Source organism: Flavobacterium anhuiense (assembly GCF_900101855.1).
In the GTDB taxonomy this organism is placed as follows: Bacteria; Bacteroidota; Bacteroidia; order Flavobacteriales; family Flavobacteriaceae; genus Flavobacterium; species Flavobacterium anhuiense.
Map to the genome: position 1 here is coordinate 504,751 of NZ_FMVC01000001.1, position 26,437 is coordinate 531,187.

Sequence of the window (26,437 nt, forward strand, 5' to 3'; positions counted from 1 at the left end):
ATGAACGTTTCTACTATATTAATTATACTTTTAATTGGTGCATTTGCCACTTATTTTTCTGGTGACAAACTAGCTTCAAAAGTTGCTTTATTATTTAGTTTAGCAGCTTTAGGATGTTCAATTGTATTATTGAATAATTATAATGCTGGCGAAAATATCAGCGTAATCAACAGCTGGATCAATCAGCCAAAAATTTCTTTCGCTTTAAGTGGTGACGGACTTGGGCTTGCAATGGTTTTATTAACTGTAGCTTTAACTCCGATTATTATATTTTCTTCTTTCGGAAATGAATATAAAAATGCAAAAGGCTTTTATGGATTAATCTTGTTTATGGCTTTTGCTATGGCAGGAACTTTCTTAGCAGCTGACGGTCTTTTATACTATATCTTCTGGGAGCTAGCACTTATTCCAATCTACTTTATTGCTTTGATCTGGGGTAATGGCGATGCTGAAGAACGCAGAAAAGCAGTGGTTAAATTCTTTATTTACACACTTGCTGGTTCATTATTCATGTTAACTGCTTTTATTTACTTATACACAAAAGCTGGTTCTTTCTTAATTGAAGATTTATACAAAGTAAACTTATCTGCTTGCGAGCAATTCTGGGTTTTCTTGGCTTTCTTCTTAGCTTATGCTATTAAAATTCCAATTATTCCTTTCCATACTTGGCAAGCAAATGTGTACCAAAAAGCACCAACAGTTGGAACAATGCTTCTATCTGGTATCATGCTAAAAATGGGATTGTACAGTGTTCTACGTTGGCAATTGCCACTTGCACCAATCGCGGCTAAAGAATATATGCATATTTTTATTGCTTTAGGAATTGCTGGAGTTATTTACGGCTCTATCGTAGCTTTAAGACAAAAAGATTTAAAGAAATTATTAGCTTATTCTTCTCTTGCTCACGTTGGATTAATTGCCGCTGGATCTTACACTTTGACTCTTGACGGTTTTAGAGGATCAGTTATGCAAATGATCGCTCACGGTTTTGTTGTAGTGGGATTGTTCTTTGCTGCAGAAGTAATTTTCAGAAGATACGAAACGAGAGAAATTGGCGAAATGGGAGGAATCCGTGCTCAATCTCCAAAATTCACATCGATGTTTTTAATCTTAGTATTAGCTTCTGTTGCATTACCAAGTACATTTAACTTCGTTGGAGAGTTTACAGTATTATACAGTTTATCTCAAATCAATATCTGGTTTGCTATTCTTGGCGGTACTACTATTATTCTAGGCGCTTACTATATGTTAAGAATGTTCCAGCATGTAATGTTAGGAGAAACTAATTCTAAAACTTTTGCAGATGTTACGCTAAACGAAGGAATTTCATTTGCTGTAATCATTGCAGTTTTATTATTCTTTGGTTTCTATCCAAAACCAATCACAGATTTGATTACACCAAGCTTGGAAAACATTTTACAAGTTATCAATAAGAACTAATATTTTAAACAAAAAATAAATTAGGATTTAAGCTTAAAAATTGAAATCCTAAATCAAAAAGATAAAAATGAATACATTAATAGCTATAACAGGATTGGGTATTTTCTGCCTATTGTTTGAAATTCTTAATTTAAGAAAGGCGATCGTTCCTATTACCATTTTGGGTTTATTAGGGGTATTGGCACTTAATTACTGTGAATTTGGAGCAGAACAAAGTTATTACAACAACATGATAGCAGTGAGTAAGTTTTCTACAGCTTTTTCATCATTGTTTATCGTTTTGACTATTTTCCTTGTAGCATTAAGCCATAATTTTTACCATAATCACCCAACGAAAATTTCTGATTATGTTGCTATTAAAGTTTTCTTACTAGCTGGAGCTGTAGCAATGGTTTCTTTTGGAAACTTAGCCATGTTCTTCTTAGGAATCGAAATTCTATCTATTGCTTTATATGTTTTAGCGGCAAGTGACCGTTTGAATATTAAGAGTAACGAAGCAGGTATGAAATATTTCTTAATGGGATCTTTTGCTTCTGGAATTATTTTATTTGGAATCTGTTTGATTTACGGAGCAATGGGAACTTTTGATATCAGTGAAATCCATGAGAGTGCTTTATCTGCAGAATTACCGATCTGGTTTCCTATTGGATTGATTTTAATGATTATCGGAATGTTATTTAAAGTGGCAGCTGTTCCTTTCCACTTCTGGGCTCCAGACGTTTACGAAGGTTCTCCAGCTCTAACAACTGCCTTGATGAGTACTTTGGCAAAAGTAGTAGCTATTGCAACTCTATTTAAGCTAATCTCTGGCATGAATGTAATTGCTTCACTCGACAATCAAGATCTCTTACATACGTTTGAAGTTATTGTAGTTATCATTTCTATTGCTTCAATGTCTGTTGGTAATATCATGGCATTACGACAAGTAAACGTAAAACGTATGCTTGCTTTCTCTGGAATTTCTCATGCAGGTTTCATGTTAATGGCATTATTAACGGTTTCTGCTTCTGCTGGAGTTCTACTGTATTATACTACCGCATATGCATTGGCAGGGATCGCGGCTTTCAGTGTAATCTTATATGTTTGCAGAGATCATGATAATGAAGATATTACAAACTTCCATGGTTTAGGAAAAACAAATCCGCTATTAGCAGCAATCCTTACAGCTTCATTATTGTCAATGGCCGGAATTCCAATTTTCTCTGGATTCTTTGCCAAGTTATTCTTATTCGACCAAACCATTCAAGCAGGATATATTGGTTTAGTAATCGTTGCAGTAATCAACTCAATTATAAGTGTTGGATATTATTTTAAACTTATTATTGCGATGTATTCTAAAGAACCTAATCAAGAAAGAACAGGAAAACCATTCCTTATTTATGCTACAGCTGTGGTATCAATTGCTTTAAACATTGCATTAGGTTTATTCCCATCATTAGTTTTAGACTTATTGAAATAAGATAACCTCTTGATTTAAAATACTCGAAAATCCATTAAATTAATTTTTAATGGATTTTTTTTATGCCTTACATAAGAACAGAAATTCATGTTAAAAAATTCTTTCCAATAATTGCACTTCAAAAAATCTCCATATATTTGAGTTCAATTAAATGTATTAAAATATGAACTTTAATTCAAAAAATCCATTTTTAAACAGTAAGCGTTTTTCATCAAACGCTGAACCAAGGACAGAAGTACACCAAGCTCAGATTATTGACTACAATCAAGAAATGACGGTGTCTGGAACTATCAACAAAACAGCAATCTTATTCCTTATTTTGTGTGGTGCTGCTATGGTAACATGGTGGATGACTTTTAATGGAATAAATCCAATGTTGCCTACAATTGGCGGTGCTATTGTTGGTTTCATTTTAGTATTAGTTTCTTCGTTTAAACCGCAATTATCTCCTTACCTAGCTCCAGGATATGCCCTATTTGAAGGATTATTCATAGGAGGTATTTCTGCAATATTTGAATTAAAATTTCCTGGAATCGTAATTAATGCAGTTGGTGCAACTCTTGTTACTTTCTTGGTTTGTCTTGGTTTGTATAAATTTAGAATCGTTAAAGTTACAGAACAATTCAAATCTGTTGTCGTTGCGGCTACATTAGCAATTGCAACATATTATTTAATTTCTTGGGTTGTATCAATGTTTTCAAGCTGGACACCTGTTCATTATGGAAATTCTATGATGAGTATTGGTATAAGTGTTTTTGTTATCATCATTGCTGCTCTTAATCTTTTCTTGGATTTTGATTTAATTGAAAAAGGAGCAAGAGAAAAAATGCCAAAATTTATGGAATGGTATGGAGCAATGGGATTGATGATTACTTTGGTTTGGTTGTATATCGAATTCCTAAGACTTTTAACAAAAATTTCTAGTAGGGACTAACAGTCTCATTTAAATAATCCAAAAGCCTTTTTGAGTAAAATCAGAAAGGCTTTTTTTATTTCAACCCAATTATTTTTCTGATTCTAAAAATTAAAACTTTAAGAATAATCTTTTATTTAAAACACTAAAAGAATCTATTTCTTACAAAAAATGAAAATGTAATTTATGTAATAAAAAAAAATTACAGATTCCCACTCCTTCTTTTTGCTTAAGGTTTAAAATTGTATAAAGCGAGAAAAATTCAGCATTCTTCATCTGATTTAGAATATGCAATAAATTACAATTAATGCAATTTATTACATTTTTAACATTTTAAAAGCTAAAAAATTTAACTATCCTCTTTTTTTTAGTAAAAAAATTATACTATTAAAAATTAATATATAATTTTGTGTAATCGATTACAATTAAACCACTTGGAATCGTAAGTAAAACCACTTACTTATTTTATTAACTATCTTAAACAAACCTTATGAAAAAAAACCTACTTTTCGTAGCTGTCTTTCTTATGACAGTTCAATTATGGGCTCAAACCATTCAGATTAATGAAGCTTCTGGCTGGCTGGAATCTGCTTTTGTAAAATGGCAACCAGTCAGCGGTGCCCAGACCTATAATGTGTATTATACGGGTAACGGATTTACAGACCAAAAAATAGATGACCAGCTAATTAGAAGTTATGGCTCCTATTTTCGCGCTGATATTCCTGGACTTAAAGCTGGAAACTATACTGTAAAAGTAAAACCTGTAGTAAATGGTACTGAAGGAACAGGAGCAACGACAGGAAGCCTTACAGTGTCGGCACACGACAGAAATGGATTTGCATTTGAAGGCGGACGTGTTCCGGGAGGATACAAAGCAGACGGAACTCCAAAAGACAATGCCGTAATTCTTTACATTACGCAAAACACCAAAAATACCATTTCGATGAATATTACTGGGGCTAGTGCAAATCCTTGCATTGGTCTTCAAAATATTCTTTACGCGATTAAAAAAGGAAAAGATACACGTCCTTTTATCATTCGTTTAATTGGAAATATTACCGATATGAACGTTATGGAAGGTGGCGACGTGGTTATCGAAAACGCAAACAATGCTTCAAGTTACGTTACTTTTGAAGGTATTGGAGATGATGCAGTTGCAAATGGATGGGGAGTTAGATTGAAATCTGCTTCAAACATAGAAGTAAGTAATCTCGGATTTATGAACTGCAACAGTACTGCAGGGGATAACGTAGGAATGCAACAGGACAATGACCATGTTTGGGTTCATAACTGCGATTTATTCTATGGGAATGCAGGAAGCGATGCTGACCAGATAAAAGGTGACGGTGCACTTGACAATAAAACTTCGACCTATATCACATTATCTTACAACCACTTTTGGGACAATGGAAAAGCAAGCCTTTTAGGTTTAAGCGAAGGAACAACTTCAGGACTGTACATCACGTATCACCATAACTGGTTTGATCACTCAGATTCTCGTCATCCTCGTGTACGTTATTATTCAGCGCATATTTATAACAATTATTATGATGGAGTTTCTAAATATGGAGCAGGATCAACTCTTGGATCATCGCTTTTCATGGAAGGAAATTATTTTAGAAATAGCAAACACCCAATGCTGACTTCTTTACAAGGTTCTGATATTTGGGATGAAGCCAATCAAGTAAATAACGCTGGAACAATGGGAACATTCTCTGGTGAAGCTGGAGGAAGCATCAAAGCTTTCAACAATACTTTTGATGCTTCTAACGGAACAAATAATATGCGTTTTGTAGCTTATAATGATCCGAATCCGTTGTACAATATCTCTGGAAAAATAAGCTCTACAACAGATTTTGATGCTTATGTGGCTGCTACAAGGGGCGAAGTGGTAAGCAGTGCCGTAAAATCTAAATCGGGCGCTAATGTTTACAACAACTTTGATACCGATGCGAATTTATATGTAAAAAATTTAGTAATTGATAGTCCAGCAACAGCTAAAGCTAAAGCTACTCAATATGCAGGACGTGTTTCTGGAGGAGATTTAAAATGGACATTCAACAATGCTACAGATGATACTTCTTCTTTAGTTATTACAGCATTAAAAACTGCTCTTACAAACTATACTGGAACTTTAGTTGCTGTACAAGGAGAAGGAAATCCGCCTGCTGGAACGCAGACTTTAACTTTGACTTCTGCTTCAAACAACAATCAAACTGTTGCAAGCGGTACTGCAATTTCTTCAATCGTATTTACATGGGGAGGAGATGCAACCGACGCAACTGTTACAGGATTACCTGCTTCGGGATTGACTTTTGTAAAGAATACTACAGCAAAAACTATCACCATTTCAGGTACGCCAACTGCAACAGTTTCATACTCAATTGCAACTTCTGGAACTAGTGGTTCTCCAGCCACTGGCTCAGGAACTGTAACAGTTACTGCTGCTGGAAACCAAACTTTAACTTCAACAGGAAATAATAGTCAGACTGTTTCTTCTGGAACTGCTATCGCTTCAATCGTGTTTACTTGGGGCGGAAACGCTACAGACGCAACTGTAACAGGATTACCAGCTTCTGGTCTATCTTTTGTAAAAAATACAGCTGCAAAAACCATAACTATTACAGGAACTCCAACTGCAAATGTTTCATACTCTGTAACAACTTCAGGAACTGCGGGAACTCCTGTAACGGCATCAGGAACTATTACGGTAACATCAGGTTCTACTGGCGGATCTGAAATTCATAACTTTACAACTTCTGGAAAGACAAGTACATTCTACTCTATTACAGGAAACATGAATTCAACACCAGGTTCTGTAACCTACAATGGATTAACTCTTACTGAGCGTCTAAAAATTGAAACAAGTACCTCCATAACATATACAACAGCTAGTGCATCTACCTTGACTTTGGTTTTCGATTCAAGTTTTACAGGAACTATTAAAGTAGACAACGTTTCATACACAGCATCTTCAGGTATTGTAACTGCATCAATCGGTGCAGGTTCTCACACTATCACAAAAGGTTCTGTAGCCAACCTATATTACATTAGTACAGTTTATAGTGGCAGCACTTTAAGAATGGCCTCTGCAACTGAGACTACTGCAAAAGAAAGTACAGAAACACAAATAATTTTATACCCAAATCCTGTTTCGAGCACATTATACTTATCTGATCCAGAACAAAAAGTGCAAAAAGTACTTATCTACAATATCTCTGGAAATCTGGTAATTAATTCCGGGAACTCTACTAGTATCGATACAAGCGGTTTAATTCCTGGCACTTACCTAGCTAAAATTTATACTGTCGACGGATCATTTAATCAAACACTAATAAAAAAGTAAAACTAACTTAACGAAAAAGGCTTCCAAATTTGGAAGCCTTCTTCTTTTATATAATAACACAATTACAAATCAAATTTAATTCCCTGTGCTAATGGAAGATTTGTAGTATAATTGATTGTATTAGTTTGACGTCTCATATAAATTTTCCAAGCATCAGACCCTGATTCACGTCCGCCTCCAGTTTCTTTTTCACCACCAAAAGCTCCGCCAATTTCTGCTCCAGAAGTTCCGATATTTACGTTTGCAATTCCACAGTCTGAACCTGTAGCAGATAAAAATCTTTCTGCTTCACGCAAATTATTCGTCATAATTGCAGAAGACAATCCTTGTGCGACACCATTCTGAATTTCGATTGCATTCTCTACTTCGCCTGAATATTTAATTAAATATAAAACAGGTGCAAAAGTTTCATGCTGAACAATATCAAATGAATTTTCAGCTTCAGCAATCGCAGGTTTAACATAACAGCCGCTTTCATAACCTTGTCCAGAAAGCACTCCTCCTTCAACTAAAATTTTTCCGCCTTCGGCTACAACTTTATTTAAAGCCGCTGCATACATTTCCACTGCGTGAGTGTCAATTAGGGGACCAACATGATTGTTTTCGTCAAGAGGATTTCCGATTCTTAACTGTTTGTAAGCTGCCACCAATGCATCTTTTACTTTATCATAAATACTTTCATGAATAATCAGTCTTCTAGTTGAAGTACAACGTTGTCCAGCCGTTCCAACAGCTCCGAAAACAGCTCCGATAACGGTCATTTTAATATCGGCATCAGGAGTCACAATAATAGCATTGTTTCCTCCAAGTTCTAATAATGATTTGCCTAATCTTCCTGCCACAGTCTGAGCAACAATTTTTCCCATTCTGGTTGAACCTGTCGCAGAAATAAGCGGAATTCGAGTATCAGCAGTCAATAACTCTCCTATTTTATAATCACCGTTTATCAAACATGAAATTCCTTCTGGAAGATTGTTTTCTTTAATAACCTGAGCTATAATATTCTGGCAAGCAATACCGCAAAGAGGTGTTTTTTCAGAAGGTTTCCAAACACAGACATCTCCAGAAATCCAAGCTAAAGCAGTATTCCAAGACCAAACTGCAACTGGAAAATTAAAGGCCGAAATGATTCCAACAATTCCCAACGGATGATATTGCTCATACATACGGTGTCCTGGTCTTTCAGAATGCATTGTTAATCCGTGAAGCTGACGAGATAAACCAACTGCAAAATCACAGATATCAATCATTTCCTGAACTTCTCCAAGACCCTCTTGAAATGATTTTCCCATTTCGTAAGAAACCAGTTTCCCAAGAGCTTCTTTATTTTGTCTCAATTTTTCTCCAAACTGACGTACAATTTCACCACGCTGTGGCGCAGGAATTAATCTAAAAGTTTTAAACGCTTCTGCAGCACTCTGGATTGCTTTTTCATAATCTTCTGCTGTTGACATTTTTACCGAAGCAATTAATTTTCCGTCAACTGGCGAATAACTTTCTAGAATTTCTCCAGATGAAAAATTATTAATTCCTGTTGATGTTCCTTCATTTATTGTCTTGATGCCCAATTTTTCAAGAGCTTCCTTCATTCCAAATTGCGATGCTATTGTTGTCATTGTAACTTTTTTGGTTAAAATTGTTATATTTTTATGTAAAGATATTGTTTTCGAATTAATTTCCCATTGAAGTTAATTCATAAATGAAAGTAAATTTAAGTTTATTTTATAGTATTAACAGAAACAAAAACTTCAATATTGAATTTATTTAATGAAATTTGCATTACTTAAAATTAAAAATATGAACTCTTACATTAGGCTTCTCCTTTGTTTTCTTTTAGTAACAACCAATATATTTTCTCAAAAAGCAAAATCCTCATTTCAAGTAGTTCCTTTAGGAATAAAAGGCGGAATTGACGAAAAAAATCTTTCCGCTTATTTAATAGCTCCATCAAACACAACCGATTATATCTGTCTCGACGCTGGAACTGTAAATGCTGGAATAGAAAAAGCCATAGAAAAGAAAACGTTTAAAGTTTCTACAAGCGAAGTTCTAAGAAAATATATCAAAGGATATTTGATTTCCCACGCCCATTTAGATCATGTTTCGGGATTGATTATAAATTCTCCCGCCGATTCTTCTAAAACGGTTTACGCTACCAATAAATGTATGGAAATGATGAAAAACCATTATTTCAACGATCAGACTTGGGCTAATTTTGGAGATGCAGGCTCTGGTTTTCGTTTAAAAAAATACCATTTTCAAACTTTGAATCTGGGAGAAGAAACTTCTTTAACTAATACCAAAATGACAGTTAAAGCTTTTTCTCTTAGCCATGTTAATCCGTTTGAGAGTACTGCTTTCTTAATTAAAAATGAGAATGATTATGTCTTATATTTAGGTGATACTGGTCCTGACGAAGTAGAAAAAAGTAATAATCTTCGCGATTTATGGACAGCAGTTGCTCCATTGATAAAAGAAAAGCAATTAAAAGGAATTTTTATTGAAGTTTCGTTTCCTAACGAACAGCCTGACAAATTTTTATTTGGTCATTTAACCCCAAATTATTTAATGAAAGAACTTCATGTCCTAGAGGATTTAGCAGGAAAAGGTTCTCTTGAAAACTTTAAAATTATCATCACACATTTGAAACCGCCTGCAAAGAATATTGCTAAAATAAAAGAGCAGTTAAAAGCTCAAAATGATTTAGGCTTGAAGATTATCTATCCTGAGCAAGGGAAAAAACTTGAATTATAGAAAATAAATTTGTAAGTTATTTTTTATATTTTAGCCCAAATAAATTATATTAAATGGAAATTGTTTGGTCAAAAAAAGCAAAATATAACTTTTACTCTATTCGAAATTATTTAGAATTATATTGGTCACCATTAATAGCAGAAAAATTTATTCTCGATGTATTAAGAGTAAATAAGTTATTAGAAAAAAACCCTCAAATAGGAAAATATAGGGATGATTTAGAATGCCGGGAAATAGTAATCTCAAAACATATTACTTTATATTATGCAATAAAAGAAAATCAAATAAAACTGATTGCTTTTTGGAATAATCGCCAACGGCCTTTAAATCCTTATGATTTGTAAATCTATATAAGTTTTTTACTTCTTAATTCTGCCAGCATTTCTTCATGAGTAATAAAATCTCCATTTTCGAGATCACGTTTACCCTGCTCGATTTCCTCTTTTAATTCTAATCTAAAGTTTTCTTCTGGAGAAAGAATTTTAGCAATAGAAAGCATTTCATCGGCAGAAAAAGTCTGAGTCTTTAACTTACGATAGAACGTTGGACTTGGAATACCAACTTGCTCAATAATATAGCTTTTTTTAAATGGTGATTTGTTCATTAAACTCTCAATATTATCGACAATATTTTTATATGCAATTATTTCTTGTATCATTTTTGATATATTTATGAGTTATTTGTAATACAAATATACTTCAAAAATGATACAATCTTCTTTTTTAGCGTTAAAAAAATAACCCAACAATCTTACAATAGTTGTTGGGTTATTTTTATATGTAATTAACCTTATTTCTTCGCTACAAACCTAGAATCAGTTTCCATAACAGTTCCGCAATTTTTACAAGTTCTTAATTCCTCTGAATTGTAGAAATGTTCAAAATGAGACAGAAAATCCTTCTCTATGTTATGAAGCTCAAAATACACTTCATACAGTTTATGGTTACAGTTATCGCAATGCCAAAGCAAACCATCTGTAAAACCTTGCCCGGCACGTTTTCTTTCTATAACAAGACCTATCGAACCCTCTGAACGAACAGGAGAATGAGGGACTTTTGCTGGATGTAGATACATATCGCCCGCATTTAATTCCATTTCTTTACGCTGGCCATCTTCCTGAATGACAACCTTAATATTTCCTTCTAGCTGATAAAAAAGCTCTTCTGTTTCGTTATAATGATAATCTTTTCTTGCATTTGGTCCCGCCACAATCATTACAATATAATCTCCAGAATCTACGTAAAGATTTTTATTTCCAACTGGCGGTTTTAATAAATGACGGTTTTCGTCAATCCATTTAGTTAAGTTGAAAGGTTTTGCTATAGCCATTTTTATTCAAAATTTATAAAAAGCTAAGGTAGTGAAAAGTATTCAGTCTCAGTCGCAGTTTTCAGTTTTGCTGAGACTAATTACGGTGGCTGAAAACTGCGACTGAGACTGAATACTTATTTAAATTCTTTTATCAAATACACATAAACTGGAAGATGATCACTAAAACCTGCTTCACTAAGTGTATTTCGTAATGGATAACCTTTATATGCACCTGAATTTTGAATAAGATAAGGTCTGTTGAAAATACCTGCTTTCCAAAAATTAAAACTCGAAAAATCCGATTTAACCAAAGAAGCTGTCATGAAAATCTGGTCAAAAATATTCCAAGAGTCACGATACGCAATAGTTCCTAAACCTTTATTGGCAAGTTCTTCAAACGGATTAAAAACATCAAATTCCGCAACTTCTGTTTTTAAGCTCTTTGCTCCTAATCCAACTTTTATACTTTTATTAAATGGTCCGTCATTAAAATCTCCCATTGTTAATACTTTTGCCTGCGGATTAATATGTTGTAATGAATCGATAATTTTTCGGTTTAATTTTCCTGCAGCTTCGCGGAATAAACTCGTAGTCTTTTCTCCACCCGATCTGGATGGCCAGTGATTAACGATAATATGTATTTCTTCATTTTCTAAAAATCCAGAAACCAAAAGCTGATCTCTTGTAAAAACACGATTTTTGCTTTCTTTTTTAACTTCAATTTCATCGTCTACAACTTCTGTTTCTTCTTTTTGAGGAATTTCTTTTTTATAAATAATCAATGGAATATTCGAATAAGAAGTCGGTCTAAAATATTTTTTCTGATAAAGCAACGCCACATCAATACCGCGTTTATCTGGTGAATCAAAATGTATTATTCCTAAATCTAAAGACTGCAATTTTGGTTCTTTTATTAGATCTTCTAAAACACCTCGGTTTTCGATTTCTGCTCCACCAATTAAAGTGGGCGCATTTGAATTTTCTGGCGTTCCAATTTCAGATAAAACTCTTGCTAGATTTTTTAATTTTTGCTGATATTTTTCTGTTGTCCAATGCTGTGCTCCATTTGGCGTCCATTCATCATCGTTTGTAAATATATCATCTACAGTATCATACAGGTTTTCGAAATTGTAAAAAGCTACTGTGTGTATTTTATACTTTTTGGATTGAGATTGCGTTTGAATTGAAAAAAATAGAACTATTAAAAAGGCTCTGAAAAAGTGCATTATTTAGTATTTTAAAAAACATTCCAATATTACTCTTTTTTATTTAATTGTAAGAAATTTCAAATAAATTTAAAATCTAAAATTTCTATATTTGTTTTTTCATACAAATGAAAAGAAGCAAATGATGATCATGAAAAACCTTTTAAATACTAAGAAGCCAAATATTCTGTTTCAACTCGCATTTCTTATTTTTGCTTTAGAATCATTCAACTGTCAATCTCAACAAAACATGATAACACCGCCTTATTTACAAAAAGGAGATACTGTAGCACTTTTAGCAACAGCAAGAAAAAATATCGATGACAACTTAAAACCAACAATAGATTTATTGCACAGCTGGGGTTTAGAAGCTGTAATCGGATCAACAATTGGTTTGGATTATCATCAATTGGCAGGAACAGATGAACAGAGAGCTGCCGATTTCCAAAAACAATTAGACAATCCAAATATTAAAGCAATTTGGTGCGTTCGAGGCGGATATGGCACTGTTAGAATGTTAGATTTATTAGATTTTACTAAATTCAAACAGCATCCAAAATGGGTCATTGGTTTTAGTGATGTAACCGTTCTCCATAATCATTTGAATACAATGGGTTATAAATCTATTCATGGTATCATGCCAGTAACAGTTCCCAGAGCAACTCCAGATGCCGTAAGCTCATTAAAAGCAGCTTTATTTAACGAACCAATTTCTTACTCAATCAGCCCATCTCCAATGAACCGTTTAGGAAGTGCAACGGGTGAATTGGTTGGAGGTAATTTATCTATCCTATATAGTTTATTAGGATCTCCATCTGCAATTGACTGCAAGGATAAAATTTTATTTATAGAAGACTTAGATGAATATCTGTACCATATTGACCGTATGATGATGAATTTAAAACGCAACGGGTGCATTGAAAACCTTAAAGGAATTATCATTGGAGGCATGACAAGCATGAAAGACAATGAAGTGCCGTGGGGGAAAAATGCTTTGGAAATTATAGATGACGTAACCAAAAAATACAATATTCCAGTTATTTTTAATTTCCCAGCAGGACACATTAGAGACAACAGAGCTCTCATTATGGGAAATATCGTTACGATGGAAGTTACTGCTTCTGGAAGTACAGTTACTTTTAAAAAATAATACCACATCACTCCTTCTTTTAAGGAGAACTAAATACCACATAAAATCTCGCAAAGACGCGAAGTTGCAAAGTTTTTAATACTCTTTGTGCCTTCGCGTCTTTGCGTGCAAAAAACTTGAAACTTGAAACCTGAAACAAAAAACAAAACCAATGGCAGAACATAATGATTTAGGAAAATTAGGCGAAGATCTCGCGGCTGCATATCTTGAAGAAAACGGATATTCAATTGTAGAACGAAACTTTGTTATCCAAAAAGCAGAAATAGATATTATTGCGCAAAAAGATTCCATTTTAGCCATTATTGAAGTTAAGACCCGTTCGAGTTTAGATTTTGGTTCTCCACAAGATTTTGTCAAGCAAAAAAAGATTCAATTACTCATTAAAGCAGTAAATGCCTACATAAACGATAGGGAAAAGGATTTTCAAGAAGATTTAGAAATCCGTTTTGACATCATTGCGGTCCATAAAAATGGGGAATCATTTGCAATTGAACATCTTAATGACGCTTTTTATCACTTTTAACATAATTTTTTATTGTTATAATTGTAACAATTTGTTTTTTTATTTATATTTGCAAAGAATTATAACATCGCAATGTTAAATTAACAAACCAACTCAACTGTTACCAAAAAAAAAAAAAAAGAATTATGAAAACTGTTTCTTCTATTGTAGAAAACTACATTAAAACAAAACCATTTTTATTAAATGCCCTGTCTCTCGGAATTATTAACCTAACATCACTTTCGCGAAATATTATGACCGAATTAGAAAGTGAGTTTGGAAAAGAAGTAAAACAAGGCGCTGTAGTAATGTCTTTAAAACGACTGACGGAAGAACTAGATTTTAAACTGAACCACAAAATCAATAAAGTAATAAAAAATATAGGTGAAATCACCGTTCGTTCTGAACTTACAGATTACACTTTCGCAGCATCTGAAACTGTCTTAAACAAACAAGCAGATTTAATTTCGGATATTAACGCTTTATCGGATATTTTTTATACCTCATCTCGTGGAGTAAATGAAACCAATATTGTAGTAAGCAGCAGTGTAAATCATTTAGTTGAAAAACACTTTATGAGAGAAAAATTAATTCAGAAATTAGATAATTTAGCTTCTATCACTGTAAAATTACCTAAAGAAAACATTGTTGTTCCTGGTATTTACTATTTCATTTTCCAACGTTTGGCTTGGGAAGGAATTATCATTAACGAGGTAATTTCGACTTCAAATGAGTTTACCATTTTAGTTGGAGAAGATCAAGTTGATGTAGCGTTTAAAGTAATTAAAGACTTGAAAAACTAAATTAAATAAGATATTAAGAATCGTTTGATTCTTCTTATAACACAAAATCCTTTTATCTTTTTAATGAAAGATGAAAGGATTTTTCTTTGAGTAAAATAACGCCTAAGTATAATTCCATTTTTATCAAATAAGAATATTCTCAAAAGACAGTCCTAAAATAAATTTTATTTCTGCAAAAGCGTCAATATGACACTTACTTGCAAAAGGCCACTTTACACTGCATTTTACGTCTTTTATATAAAAAACTAACAAAAAATCCGAATTAAGTTTTTTTAAATATAATTTATTACGAATAATATTTTTATATATTTGCTAACGCATCAAAAACAAGAGAGATTTTTGACTGTACAGCCAAACTAATATTGAATTAAATTGTTTTGAAAGAAAGTGGCTTGTTAGAATTAAAATCAACACTACTTTTTTCAAATTGACGATACAATTATCTAACCAAAACCACAATAATGCCATTAAATCACTCTTCGGAGTGATTTTTTTTTACAAATATCAGAAAGAGTAATTTAGAGCAAACCCAAAATTAGTATTCAATGTGATATCGTTTTTCATAACAGCAGGTTTAAATGCCAATCTTTCATCAACATTAAATTGCGATAAAGCAGCATCTATATTTGCGTCTATAATATTTAAAACATAGAATCCGACTATAAATAGAGCTGATAAATCTTTGTATCGTTGATATTCTTTTTGAGCAGTTGTCAATTGGCTTTCTGATAAACGTGCTAAAAATTCAGAATCGCTTTTTTTTCCTTCAAGCCTATTTTTGTATTCGTCTCTGTATAGATTATATTTTTTCTGATTGTCAATATAAAAATAAGTGCCCGTGCCAATTGCCCCATAAACTAAAGGAATCTTCCAATATTTCTTATTGTAAATTTGTCCTAAACCTGGTAAAACAGCCGAATAAAATGCTGCTTTTGCTGAACGAAGCGGGTCAATCGTTTCCGATTTTAAAGAATCTTTTAAAACGATTTTATCTTTTCCTTGAGCGAAGATTGTGGTGAATCCTAAAAATAAAAATAGGAGAATAAGCTGGTTTTGCATATAAAGTTGTCTTTGAAAATTTGACTCAAAGAAAACTTTTTAGTTCTAAGATTTTTCTTAAATAAAAGATAAAGAAAGCTTAATTTTTTATATACGTTTGCCACGAATTACACGAATTTTCACGAATTAAATTTAAGATTAGTGGAAATTCGTGTAATTCGTGGCAAACTTTATTTTACTCCTCAAACAATTCCATCAACTCCAAAGCACGTTTTATCGACTTCACATTTTCAAAAGTCAATAACAAACGTAATCCATTAACGGTTTGTTTTTCTTTCATTTTGCAGAGCGCCGCATGTTTTTGAACGAAGTTCAAGACATTTCTAAACTTCACCGATTGATAATAATCAGATTGCTGATCAGATACAAAATAGCCAATCATTTTACCTTGTTTCAAGACCAATTTCTCGATTCCAACTTTCGTTGCAATCCATTTGATTCTGATGCTGTTTAACAATGCAACAGCTTGTTTTGGCAATGGACCGAAACGGTCAATTAGTTTTTTCTCAAATTCCTGTAGACCAGCTTCGTCTTTTATAGCGCTCAATTCGTTATATAAAACCAAACGTTCCGAAACGTTATTGATATATTCATCTGGGAATAAAAGCTCAAAATCGGCATCAATTTGAATGTCTTTTACGTATTCTTTCGTGTCAATATCATTTTCCTCTGGATACAATTCTTTGAATTCGTTTTCCTTCAATTCTTCGATCGCTTCGTTCATGATTTTCTGATACGTATCAAAACCAATTTCATTGATGAAACCACTTTGTTCACCTCCTAATAAATCTCCCGCACCACGAATTTCAAGATCTTTCATCGCAATATTAAAACCGCTTCCCAATTCGCTGAATTGCTCTAATGCCTGAATACGTTTTCTGGCATCTTCGGTCATCGATGAATATGGCGGACAGATGAAATAACAAAATGCTTTTTTGTTGCTTCGCCCTACTCGACCGCGCATTTGATGCAAATCTGAAAGTCCGAAATTATTGGCATTATTGATGAAAATTGTATTGGCATTTGGAACGTCCAATCCGCTTTCGATGATTGTTGTTGCGACCAAAACATCAAAATCTCCATTCATGAAACCTAACATCAATTCCTCGAGTTTTGCTCCGTCCATTTGTCCATGACCAATACCGACCCTTGCATTTGGAACCAAACGCTGAATCATTCCTGCCACTTCTTTTATATTTTCAATTCTATTATTGATAAAGAAAACTTGTCCGTTTCTCTGAATTTCATACGAAATCGCGTCACGAATAATTTCTTCATTAAAACCAACCACATTCGTTTCAATCGGATAACGATTTGGTGGAGGCGTTGTAATTACCGATAAATCTCGAGCAGCCATCAATGAAAACTGTAAAGTTCTTGGAATTGGCGTTGCTGTCAAAGTCAATGTATCGACATTTGCGGCAATAGTTTTTAATTTATCTTTTACGTTTACTCCAAATTTTTGTTCCTCATCAACAATCAATAAACCAAGATCTTTAAAAACCACATTTTTGTTTACTAACTGATGCGTTCCAATTACGATATCTAGTTTTCCTTCGGCTAAATCTTTTAAAGTCTGCGCTTTTTGTTTCGCAGTTCTAAATCTATTTAAATAGCCTATTGAAACCGGCATATCTTTCAATCGCTCAGAAAAAGTTCTATAATGCTGATAAGCCAAAATAGTGGTCGGAACCAAAACCGCAACTTGTTTGCTATTGTCAACGGCTTTAAAAGCCGCACGAATGGCAACCTCTGTTTTTCCAAAACCAACATCCCCACAAACCAAACGATCCATTGGGCGATCGCTTTCCATATCGGCTTTTACTTCTGCCGTCGATTTCATTTGATCTGGAGTATCTTCATAAATAAACGAACTTTCCAATTCGTTCTGAAGATAACTGTCTGGCGCAAACTGAAAACCTTTTTCCAAACGGCGTTTCGCATACAGCTGAATCAAGTTGAACGCAATATGTTTGACGCGGGCTTTAGTTTTCTGTTTTAAGACCTTCCAAGCGTTCGATCCAAGTTTATAGATTTTCGGTGGCGTTCCGTCTTTTCCGTTGTATTTCGAGATTTTATGGAGCGAGTGAATACTCACATACACAATATCATTATCGGCATAAACCAGTTTTATCGCTTCTTGCGTTTTGCCTTCAACTTGAATTTTCTGCAGTCCGCCAAACTTACCAATTCCATGATCGATATGCGTTACATAATCTCCTACAGAAAGCGCAGTTAATTCTTTTAAAGTGATATTTTGCTTTTTAGAATATCCGTTTTTGATGTTGAATTTATGATAACGCTCAAAAATCTGATGATCGGTATAAGCCGTTATCTGATTTTCTTCATCAATAAAACCTTGGTATAAAGGCAATACAATGGTATGATATTGCTTTCTGATATTTTCTGAATTGGCTTCGTCTAAGCTTTCAAAAATATCGTGAAAACGTTTCGCCTGCGTTTCATTTGAACAAAACAGATAATTGACATATCCGTTAAAATGATTATCGCTCAAATTATTCAGCAATAAATCAAATTGTTTGTTGAAAGAAGGCTGAGGCTGAATATGAAATTCGAATTTTTTAGTGGTTTTAAAAACTGGTCTTGAAGCCAATTCTACAACCGAAAAATCCAATGCTCGTTTTATAAATGACGCTTGATTTAAAAACAATTGCTCTGGCGTGGCATGTTTTATCTCTTTCGACAATTTCTCAAAAGCTTCTTCCGCTCTTGCAAATTGTTTATCTAATTGACTAAAAAGCCCTTCAGTATTTTGAATGAAGAGAACGGTTTTCTCTGCAATATAGTCTAAGAAACTTTCACGATTTTCCTGAAAAAGTTTATTCTCGACATTCGGGATAATCGTGATTTTTTTATGTGTTTCTACCGATAATTGTGTTTCAACATCAAAAGTTCTGATGCTGTCTACTTCATTTCCAAAAAACTCAATTCGATACGGATGATCATTTGAAAAAGAAAACACATCGACAATTCCTCCACGAACCGAAAATTCACCGGGTTCTGTGATGAAATCTACCCTTTTGAATTCATATTCGAATAAAACTTCGTTGATAAAATCAATTGAAATTTTATCATTCAAAGCCACTTTTAAAGTATTTTTATCTAGTTCTCTTCTGGTAACTACTTTTTCAAAAAGCGCTTCTGGATAGGTAACAATTACAGCCGGTTTTTTTCTAGAATTAATTCGATTTAAAACCTCAGCGCGAAGCAGAACATTGGCATTATCGGTTTCATCAATTTGATACGGACGACGAAATGAAGCTGGATAAAACAATACATCTTGTTCTCCAATCATCTGTTCCAGATCGTTTAGGTAATACGCAGCTTCTTCTTTGTTGTCTAAAACAATCAAAAAAGGCAGTTCTGTTTTCCTAAAAACGGAACGAATAATAAATGAAACAGCAGATCCCAACAATCCGCTGATGTTCATTTTTACCTGATTTCCTTCCAGTAAACTTTTGGCAATCTGCTCTGCTTTTGGCAGATTATCGTATGTAGTATATAAGACGTTTTTACTCAACTTTTGGTATATTTGGATCTATTGGCGGTGCCGAATTCGGAATCGCGCGTGTTGTATCTAACATTCTAAGGAAATCTTCTTCTCCTTCTTCTTTCGGGATTTTGGCTTTTTCGACAATTTTATCCATTTGTCTCTCCAGCGAAATCAGTTCTTTGTTGATTTCTTGTATTAAAAAAACCACTTTATCGTCTGGAATGTTATTTAAATGAATAAACAAATCCAGCATTCTGATTTTGGTAATCAAAATAGAAATACGGCTTTTGATTTGAGGCTGGTTAAACTGAGCCGGAATATTATTGCTTAAAGCCATCGCCTTTTTAGAAATAGCTGCCGATTTTTTCTGAAATGCACCAATTGTCTTTCTAGGCTTTTCTCCGATTTCTTTTATAAATTCACGCCACTCTGTCCAAGAATTCAATTGCGATTCTGAGATTTCATTGATAGGTTCATCTAGAAAAGTCCAGCCTTTATTTATATTATTAAAAATAGCTTCTTTCTTTTTCGCTTCTTTTGCATTTTCTGCAAGGCGTTTTTCATTTTCATTTTGGCAAGAAAATAACACAGTTGTCAAAAGCAGAAAAAGAGATATTTGGTATTTCATTGATAAAATATAGTTAGGCTGCAAAGTTACGAAGTAAATTTACAATTATGAATTCTGTTTTTTGCTAAAGATTCTATAAATCAAGGTTATTTTTTGTCTTTTAATGGTAATTCGGATGATAATTTGAAATATTTCATTTGATGGTTTTTCCAATAAAATAGCGCTTTTTCAGAGATTTTCAAAAAGGCACAAAGACACACTCTTAAAAGAGAATAATATAACAAACAAACTTTTTAATTATTGAATTTATAATTTATCCTTTAAAAAAGCGCAAGTAATTGCGAAAACGTTATATTTGTGTCTCTAAAAAATCAGCAAAAAATGAATCCTAAAATATTGATCATTGGCGCCTGCGGTCAGATTGGAACAGAACTGACGCAAAAACTGCGTAAATTATACGGAACCGATAATGTTATCGCTTCTGATATTAGAAAATTAAATACTGATGTTGTTAATTCAGGCCCTTTTGAAGTGGTCAATGCTTTAGATTTTAATCAGATTGAGCATTTGGTTGAAGTGCATAAAATTACAGATGTTTATCTGATGGCAGCACTTTTATCTGCAACTGCCGAAAAGAATCCTGCTTTTGCATGGGATTTAAATATGAATTCGCTTTTTCATGTTTTGAATTTAGCGAAAGCAAAAAAAATTCAGAAGATTTTCTGGCCTTCAAGTATTGCCGTTTTTGGTCCAACAACTCCAAAAGAAAATACGCCTCAATACACTATAATGGAACCTTCTACGGTTTACGGAATCAGTAAACAATCTGGCGAAAGATGGTGCGAATATTACCATAATGTTTATGGCGTTGATGTTCGCAGTATTCGTTATCCAGGTTTAATTAGCTGGTCTACTCCTCCAGGCGGCGGAACTACAGATTATGCTGTTGATATTTTCTACAAGGCTATTGCCGATAAAAAATACGAATGCTTTTTGTCTTCTGAAACTAAAATGCCAATGATGTATATGGATGATGCCATTGATGCAACCATTAATATCATGAAAGCATCGGCTGAAGAAATCAAAATACATTCTTCATATAATTTGGCCGCTATGAGTTTTACTCCAACTGAAATTGCTGCTGAAATAAAAAAACACATTCCAGAGTTTGAAATCACCTACAATCCAGATTTCCGTCAGAAAATTGCTGACAGCTGGCCAGCAAGTATTGATGATGCTGAAGCAAGAAAAGATTGGGGATGGAATCATAAATTTGATTTGGAAACTATGACAAAAGATATGCTGGAGCATTTGTCATAATCTAAAACTATAAAGATTTTAAAGCGTGTTATTTTTAGAATGACACGCTTTTTTTTGAATTTTATTGTAAGAAAAAAAATACTGATTGTATAATTTATGTACTTTTGATTGCGTTTAAACAATAATCAAGTTTATTCTAAAATCATCAATCAAATCACAACAAAAACATCAATCAAATGACAAATTCTTATTATCCTGTCGAGCAGAACAAAAGAACTGCAATTGTCGACATACTTCGGGGCTGGGCTATATTGGGTGTAGCCATTGGCAATTATCTGGACTTTTTATACATTGGTATAGAAAAAGAAATTAAGCACAATGCTTTTTCACAAGTGCTTCAATTTATTAACCGTTACTTTTTTGCTGCAAAATCTTGGACATTATTAACTCTTTTGTTTGGCTACGGATTTGCTATTTTAATTAACAATGTAGCCTCTAAAGGAAAAAATCCTGTTGCTTTTTTTGCCTGGCGAATGGTTTTGCTATTTATTTTAGCTTTTATTAATTCTGCTTTTTGGCTTGGCGATATCTTAAAGGATTATGCCTTTCTTGGACTTGTATTATTGCTTTTTTACAAATGCTCTACCAAAACTTTAGCTATTATTTCTGCTGTAATTGTACTTACAGTTCCTTTTGTAATGGCTTATGTAAATGGCATTAAAATTGAACATCCTGCCATTGCAACAAATCCAGAATTTTTAAAACTGTATCATTCTGGAAATTGGATTGACTTTTTTAAGTTTAATCTGCTTGCTTCGTTTTACGAGCAGATAATTATTCCAGGTTATGCCATTACGGCTCATTATGTAATGCTGGGCTGTATGCTTTTTGGATTTATGCTTCAAAAACTAAACTTTTTCAATCGTTTAACAGAATTAAAGAGACTTTTAAAATCGGTCTGCATTACCAGTTTAGCTATAGCTATACTTATCGGAATCGGTTTTAACATTGCTATAATCTACAAAGCTCCTTTTTTAAAGATTTTCCATCCGCTATACTGGCTGGTGTTATGCACGATGATATTTATCTCGACAGCAATCTGCCTCTTGTATATAAATGGCAAATTAAAAACGATTTTCAACTATTTTAGCGCAGGCGGAAAAATGACTTTAACCAATTATATGAGCCAAAATATATTGGCAGGTATAATTTTTTCTGGAATTGGATTGGGAATTGCAGATTCAATGCCGTATTGGTTTTACTTTATCCTCGCTATTTCTGTATTTATTATTCAACTATTCATTAGCAAATGGTGGCTTTCAAAATACAATTATGGCCCAATTGAATGGTTATGGAGGTCTGCTAGTTATAGAGAATGGGTTCCATTTAAAAAAGCACAACCAGAGGCTGTTACAGATATGAAAATGGTATAAAAAAACTTGGAATAAACTTGATAATAAAAACAAAAGCCCTTAAAATAAATTTAAGGGCTTTTTCTATATTCATAAAAGAGAAATTTACTTCACTTCAAAAACATTGTTCGTTTGTTTTACGTCAGCCATTAATCCGCTTGGATCAATAGTGATTTTTTTGATTGACGTTTTGTTTTTGTCAATTGTAAAACTATAGTTTTGTTGTGCCCAAGCCCAATCTTCTAGAACTGTTCTTTTTTCGTTCGGATTTGGATTTGGTTTAACAAAATTCATCATTCTTAACGGAATATAAAATGTCTCAGATGTTCCGTCAGTGTATTCTACTTTTAAATCGATTGGCATTGGCATTCTTCCAATTCTTTCTAAAGAAATTGTTGTTTTTCCTGCATTATCAGCAACATCTTTAATTCCATAATCGATCGTGTTGGTTGTTTGTGTCCAGTCAATCAAATACCAATCTAACTCAGCTCCGGAAACTCTTTCAGCTGTTCTTTTAATGTCGTTTGGAGTTGGGTGTTTGAATTTGAAATCGTTGAAATATCTTTTTAAAGTTGCATCAACATTCTCTTTTCCGATTACATATTCTAACTGAGAAAGGAAAAGACTTCCTTTGATGTAAGAAGAAATACTGTACGGACGGTTTTCGTCATAACGATCTCCGTGAGTTGTCTGTGGCTGTTCTTTTCCAGAATTTACTAAACTGTAATATGCTTTATAATTTCCAGCAAAAGGGTTTACTTCTTTTTTGTCTCCTTTTAATTGATTCAAAGCACTGTCTTCGATGTAAGTTGTAAAACCTTCATCCATCCAAGGGTGTTTTGATTCGTTTGAAGCCAAAATATGCTGGAACCAAGAGTGTCCTAATTCGTGCGTTGCAGTACCTAGAATTCCTTCTAGAGTTCCGTTTCCTAACATTAAAGTACACATTGCGTACTCCATTCCACCGTCTCCACCTTGAATAAATGAGTATTGTTTGTATGGATAAGCTCCAACTCTTTGGTTGTAATATTCCATTACTTTAACCATTAAAGGCTCTAACTGTTTCCAGTTTGCCGTTGTTTTTTCGTTGTTTTTGTAGAAGAAATGCAAATCTACATCGTTTGGTCCTTTTACAATATCATGTGTATATTCTTTGTCTGCAGCCCATGTAAAATCGTGAACATTTGGCGCAATAAAATGCCAAGTCAACGTTTTTGCTTTTTTAGGATATGTTACCGTTACGCCTGCATCTTGGTAACCGTGACCAATTGAATTTTTGTCTTGTAAATATCCTGAACCACCAATTGTGTAATCTTTATCGATTGTAATTTTTACATCAAAATTACCCCAAACGCCATGAAATTCTCTTGCGATGTAAGGATCTGCATGCCATCCTTCAAAATCAAATTCAGCTAATTTTGGATACCATTGTGACATAGAAAGTTCTACTCCTTCAGAATTATTTCTTCCTGAACGACGAATCTGAACTGGAACTTGTCCGTCAAAATCTAATGTAAAAGTCGTTTTAGAATTTGGTAGGATTGGTTTTGCCAAAGTCACTTCTAGGATTGTTCCTGAAACTCTCGTTTGAGCAGGAACACCATCTTGTTTGAAGTTTGCGATTTTTAAATACCCAATTTCATTTGGCTTTAACGTTTCTATACGGCTTTGTTTTACTTCTTTTCCGTCAGCTTGTTTTACTTTGTTTACCATTCTTCCGTCTGGGTCTTTAATAAAATGAAGACGCGCATCCATTTCGCTTCCTGGTTGAAAAGCATTTGGATATAAATGATAGAAAACCTTTTTTAGAGTATCAGAAGAGTTGTTGGTATAAACCAATTCTTGTTTTCCTTTGTACTGATAGTTTTTTACATCCATCGAAACCTCCATTTTATAGTCAGCGTGCTGCTGCCAATATGGAGCGCTTTGTGCAAAAGCCGAATTAAACCCTAGACTAAGGAAAGAAAGTAAAATAATTTTTCGCATGTTAATATGTAATAGAAAATGGAAGAGCTTTCGCCCTTCCATTGGATTAATAGTGTATTATTGTTTATTTTTTAGACATCTTTTCAGCCATTAATAAAGCATTATAAGCGTTTACCATCTTAGCTGTTTTTGATGATTCTACAGAAGAAACTGCTTTTGGGCTTTCACCTGGATTTTCGCTTTCACCCAAAACAACCATTGAAGGAAGAGCGACTCCAGAGTCCATTAAAATCTTTTTAACTTGAGCTGCTTTTAATTTTGGATAATATGAACGAATCAATGCTGCAACACCTGCCGCATTTGGAGATGCCATTGATGTTCCTTGCAAATATTTGTATTTATTGTTTGGCACCGTTGCATAGATTTCTTCACCTGGAGCAAAAACGTCTACGTTGATTTTTCCGAAGTTCGAGAATGGAGCAACAACATTTTCTCCATACGATTTATTAATCGCTCCAATTGTGATTAAATTGTCTGCAAACTCTTTTACGTTGTCTTTAGAATCGTTCGGATAATTGATGTTTTTTGCTTCATCAATATTATAACCATCGTTACCTGCTGCATGAACAATTAAAACGTCTTTTTTAGCCGCATAGGCAATAGCATCATAAACCCATTGTTTGTGTGGAGAAAAGCTTTTTCCGAAACTTCCGTTGATTACTTTTGCTCCATTGTCTACTGCATAACGAATTGCCAAAGCAATATCTTTATCATACTCATCTCCGTCTGGAACGGCTCTAACGGTCAAAATTTCAACATTGTTTGCTACTCCGTCTCCACCTAAATTATTTCCTCTAACCTGAGCAATAATTCCTGCAACGTGAGTTCCGTGAAGTGCTTTTTCTTTATCTGGACCAAAAACTACATTATTACCATAATGGTTGTTTTTAATATCTTCAGGATTATCACCAACAATTTTTCTCCCGTCGTATTCTTTGTTCAAGTTGTAGTTTAATTGGTCGTCAACTTGTTCTTTGTATTCTGTGAAATCAGCTTCTGGATCAAAAGTTGGACCTGCATTTGTAAAAATCTGAGTCATAATTGCTTTACTTCTTGCCACTTTAGGGTCTGTTGAAGTAATAGCGCTTAAGTCTTCTATTTTGTATGTTGACTTATTAAGCTCTTTTTTAATGGTATTGTGAACCTCAAGCAAAAAGTCTACTTGCTGTTTATCTTTTAATGCTTTTTCATACTTCTCTGTATATTGCGCCAAAGCTGCTTTGTATTCTGGAGAACCATCATCAGCTTTTTTTACGATACGTGTCATTTCTAGGTTTTCGTGAACGGCATCTCCAAGAAAATTCCATCCGTGAACGTCATCGATAAATCCGTTTTTATCATCATCGATTCCGTTTCCTGGAATTTCTTTTTTATTCGTCCAGATCATTCCCTGCAAATCTTCGTGTTCGATATCTACACCAGAATCTACAACTCCTACAATTACTTTCTGCCCTTTTTTACCTTGCAGCAATTCAGCATAAGCTTTGTCAACACTCATTCCTGGAATAGAATCTTTTATTAAATCTAGATGGCTCCATCTCTTTAATTCATTTTCGCTAAGAGGCGCTTTTTTCACAACCACCGCCGGCGCTGTAATAAACTCCTTTGAAGTAGAAACCTGCGCTTGAACTGTAGCGCTGCATCCTGCTAAAACAAGCAATGCAAAAGCAGATAATTTAAGAGGTTTTATATGACTCATGTATCTATAAATATAAGTAAAGTTAAAAGATGGGTCTAAATTATGCTTTTTTGTTA

General features: G+C 33.7%; 20 protein-coding genes. 11 read left to right on the top strand and 9 right to left on the bottom strand.

From position 1 onward, the window contains the following. From BLP44_RS02120 to BLP44_RS02135, 4 genes are all read left to right on the top strand, one after another. Positions 1 to 1,440 carry a complex I subunit 4 family protein gene (locus BLP44_RS02120; RefSeq protein ID WP_091128794.1) on the top strand — a complete coding sequence of 480 codons (1,440 nt, stop codon included), beginning with the start codon at positions 1 to 3 and terminating at the stop codon, positions 1,438 to 1,440. Between the two features lie 67 nt (positions 1,441 to 1,507). Beyond that, positions 1,508 to 2,899 (top strand): NADH-quinone oxidoreductase subunit N, encoded by a 1,392-nt coding sequence (locus BLP44_RS02125; RefSeq protein ID WP_091128798.1) that lies wholly within the window; start codon positions 1,508 to 1,510, stop codon positions 2,897 to 2,899. Positions 2,900 to 3,062: 163 nt separating this feature from the next. Continuing rightward, a complete protein-coding gene (locus BLP44_RS02130) occupies positions 3,063 to 3,833 on the top strand; it encodes a Bax inhibitor-1/YccA family protein (protein WP_008466098.1) in 771 nt (256 codons plus the stop codon). A 469-nt stretch (positions 3,834 to 4,302) separates the two neighbouring features. Then, entirely contained in the window at positions 4,303 to 7,158 is a 2,856-nt protein-coding gene (locus tag BLP44_RS02135; RefSeq protein WP_091128802.1) for a pectate lyase family protein, read from the top strand. A 62-nt stretch (positions 7,159 to 7,220) separates the two neighbouring features. Here the strand turns inward: BLP44_RS02135 and amaB are convergent, their stop codons facing one another. Next, a complete protein-coding gene (gene amaB, locus BLP44_RS02140; RefSeq protein ID WP_066033075.1) occupies positions 7,221 to 8,774 on the bottom strand; it encodes an L-piperidine-6-carboxylate dehydrogenase in 1,554 nt (517 codons plus the stop codon). 181 nt (positions 8,775 to 8,955) lie between these two features. Here amaB and BLP44_RS02145 point away from each other — a divergent pair, with 181 nt between their 5' ends. Both BLP44_RS02145 and BLP44_RS02150 read left to right on the top strand, forming a co-directional pair. Then, the gene (locus BLP44_RS02145; RefSeq protein ID WP_091128805.1) at positions 8,956 to 9,912 is read left to right on the top strand and encodes an MBL fold metallo-hydrolase; all 957 of its coding nucleotides are present in this window, start codon (positions 8,956 to 8,958) and stop codon (positions 9,910 to 9,912) included. 53 nt (positions 9,913 to 9,965) lie between these two features. After that, on the top strand, positions 9,966 to 10,256 hold the full coding sequence (locus BLP44_RS02150) for a type II toxin-antitoxin system RelE/ParE family toxin (protein WP_091128809.1): 291 nt from the start codon (positions 9,966 to 9,968) through the stop codon (positions 10,254 to 10,256). A gap of 2 nt (positions 10,257 to 10,258) precedes the next feature. On the opposite strand, the gene BLP44_RS02155 is transcribed toward BLP44_RS02150, so the two are convergent. From BLP44_RS02155 to BLP44_RS02165, 3 genes are all read right to left on the bottom strand, one after another. After that, entirely contained in the window at positions 10,259 to 10,570 is a 312-nt protein-coding gene (locus BLP44_RS02155) for a hypothetical protein (protein ID WP_091128812.1), read from the bottom strand. Between the two features lie 131 nt (positions 10,571 to 10,701). Beyond that, entirely contained in the window at positions 10,702 to 11,241 is a 540-nt protein-coding gene (locus BLP44_RS02160; protein ID WP_066033077.1) for a 3-hydroxyanthranilate 3,4-dioxygenase, read from the bottom strand. Between the two features lie 116 nt (positions 11,242 to 11,357). Then, positions 11,358 to 12,449: an endonuclease/exonuclease/phosphatase family protein gene (locus tag BLP44_RS02165; protein ID WP_091128815.1), complete on the bottom strand. Its 1,092-nt coding sequence runs from the start codon at positions 12,447 to 12,449 to the stop codon at positions 11,358 to 11,360. 229 nt (positions 12,450 to 12,678) lie between these two features. Here BLP44_RS02165 and BLP44_RS02170 point away from each other — a divergent pair, with 229 nt between their 5' ends. From BLP44_RS02170 to BLP44_RS02180, 3 genes are all read left to right on the top strand, one after another. Further along, positions 12,679 to 13,578 (top strand): S66 peptidase family protein, encoded by a 900-nt coding sequence (locus tag BLP44_RS02170; protein ID WP_035691568.1) that lies wholly within the window; start codon positions 12,679 to 12,681, stop codon positions 13,576 to 13,578. A 151-nt stretch (positions 13,579 to 13,729) separates the two neighbouring features. Continuing rightward, on the top strand, positions 13,730 to 14,101 hold the full coding sequence (locus tag BLP44_RS02175; RefSeq protein ID WP_091128819.1) for a YraN family protein: 372 nt from the start codon (positions 13,730 to 13,732) through the stop codon (positions 14,099 to 14,101). 125 nt (positions 14,102 to 14,226) lie between these two features. Continuing rightward, positions 14,227 to 14,883: a hypothetical protein gene (locus BLP44_RS02180; RefSeq protein WP_008466087.1), complete on the top strand. Its 657-nt coding sequence runs from the start codon at positions 14,227 to 14,229 to the stop codon at positions 14,881 to 14,883. 504 nt (positions 14,884 to 15,387) lie between these two features. Here the strand turns inward: BLP44_RS02180 and BLP44_RS02185 are convergent. The 3 genes from BLP44_RS02185 to BLP44_RS02195 form a co-directional block, all read right to left on the bottom strand. Continuing rightward, positions 15,388 to 15,942, bottom strand: coding sequence for a DUF5683 domain-containing protein (locus BLP44_RS02185; protein ID WP_091128822.1), 555 nt, complete (start codon positions 15,940 to 15,942; stop codon positions 15,388 to 15,390). Between the two features lie 175 nt (positions 15,943 to 16,117). Beyond that, positions 16,118 to 19,483 carry a transcription-repair coupling factor gene (gene mfd / locus BLP44_RS02190; RefSeq protein WP_091128825.1) on the bottom strand — a complete coding sequence of 1,122 codons (3,366 nt, stop codon included), beginning with the start codon at positions 19,481 to 19,483 and terminating at the stop codon, positions 16,118 to 16,120. Continuing rightward, complete coding sequence (locus tag BLP44_RS02195) at positions 19,476 to 20,084, bottom strand: hypothetical protein (RefSeq protein ID WP_091128829.1); 609 nt, start codon at positions 20,082 to 20,084, stop codon at positions 19,476 to 19,478. Before BLP44_RS02195 ends, mfd begins: the two co-directional genes overlap by 8 nt. A 321-nt stretch (positions 20,085 to 20,405) precedes the next feature. Here BLP44_RS02195 and BLP44_RS02200 point away from each other — a divergent pair, with 321 nt between their 5' ends. Both BLP44_RS02200 and BLP44_RS02205 read left to right on the top strand, forming a co-directional pair. Then, the gene (locus BLP44_RS02200) at positions 20,406 to 21,344 is read left to right on the top strand and encodes an L-threonine 3-dehydrogenase (protein ID WP_091128833.1); all 939 of its coding nucleotides are present in this window, start codon (positions 20,406 to 20,408) and stop codon (positions 21,342 to 21,344) included. 176 nt (positions 21,345 to 21,520) lie between these two features. Then, positions 21,521 to 22,717: a DUF418 domain-containing protein gene (locus tag BLP44_RS02205; protein WP_091128837.1), complete on the top strand. Its 1,197-nt coding sequence runs from the start codon at positions 21,521 to 21,523 to the stop codon at positions 22,715 to 22,717. A gap of 84 nt (positions 22,718 to 22,801) precedes the next feature. Here the strand turns inward: BLP44_RS02205 and BLP44_RS02210 are convergent, their stop codons facing one another. Beyond that, on the bottom strand, positions 22,802 to 24,682 hold the full coding sequence (locus BLP44_RS02210; RefSeq protein WP_091128840.1) for a M1 family metallopeptidase: 1,881 nt from the start codon (positions 24,680 to 24,682) through the stop codon (positions 22,802 to 22,804). 64 nt (positions 24,683 to 24,746) lie between these two features. Then, positions 24,747 to 26,381, bottom strand: coding sequence for a S8 family peptidase (locus BLP44_RS02215; protein WP_091128844.1), 1,635 nt, complete (start codon positions 26,379 to 26,381; stop codon positions 24,747 to 24,749). Between the last annotated feature and the right edge of the window lie 56 nt (positions 26,382 to 26,437).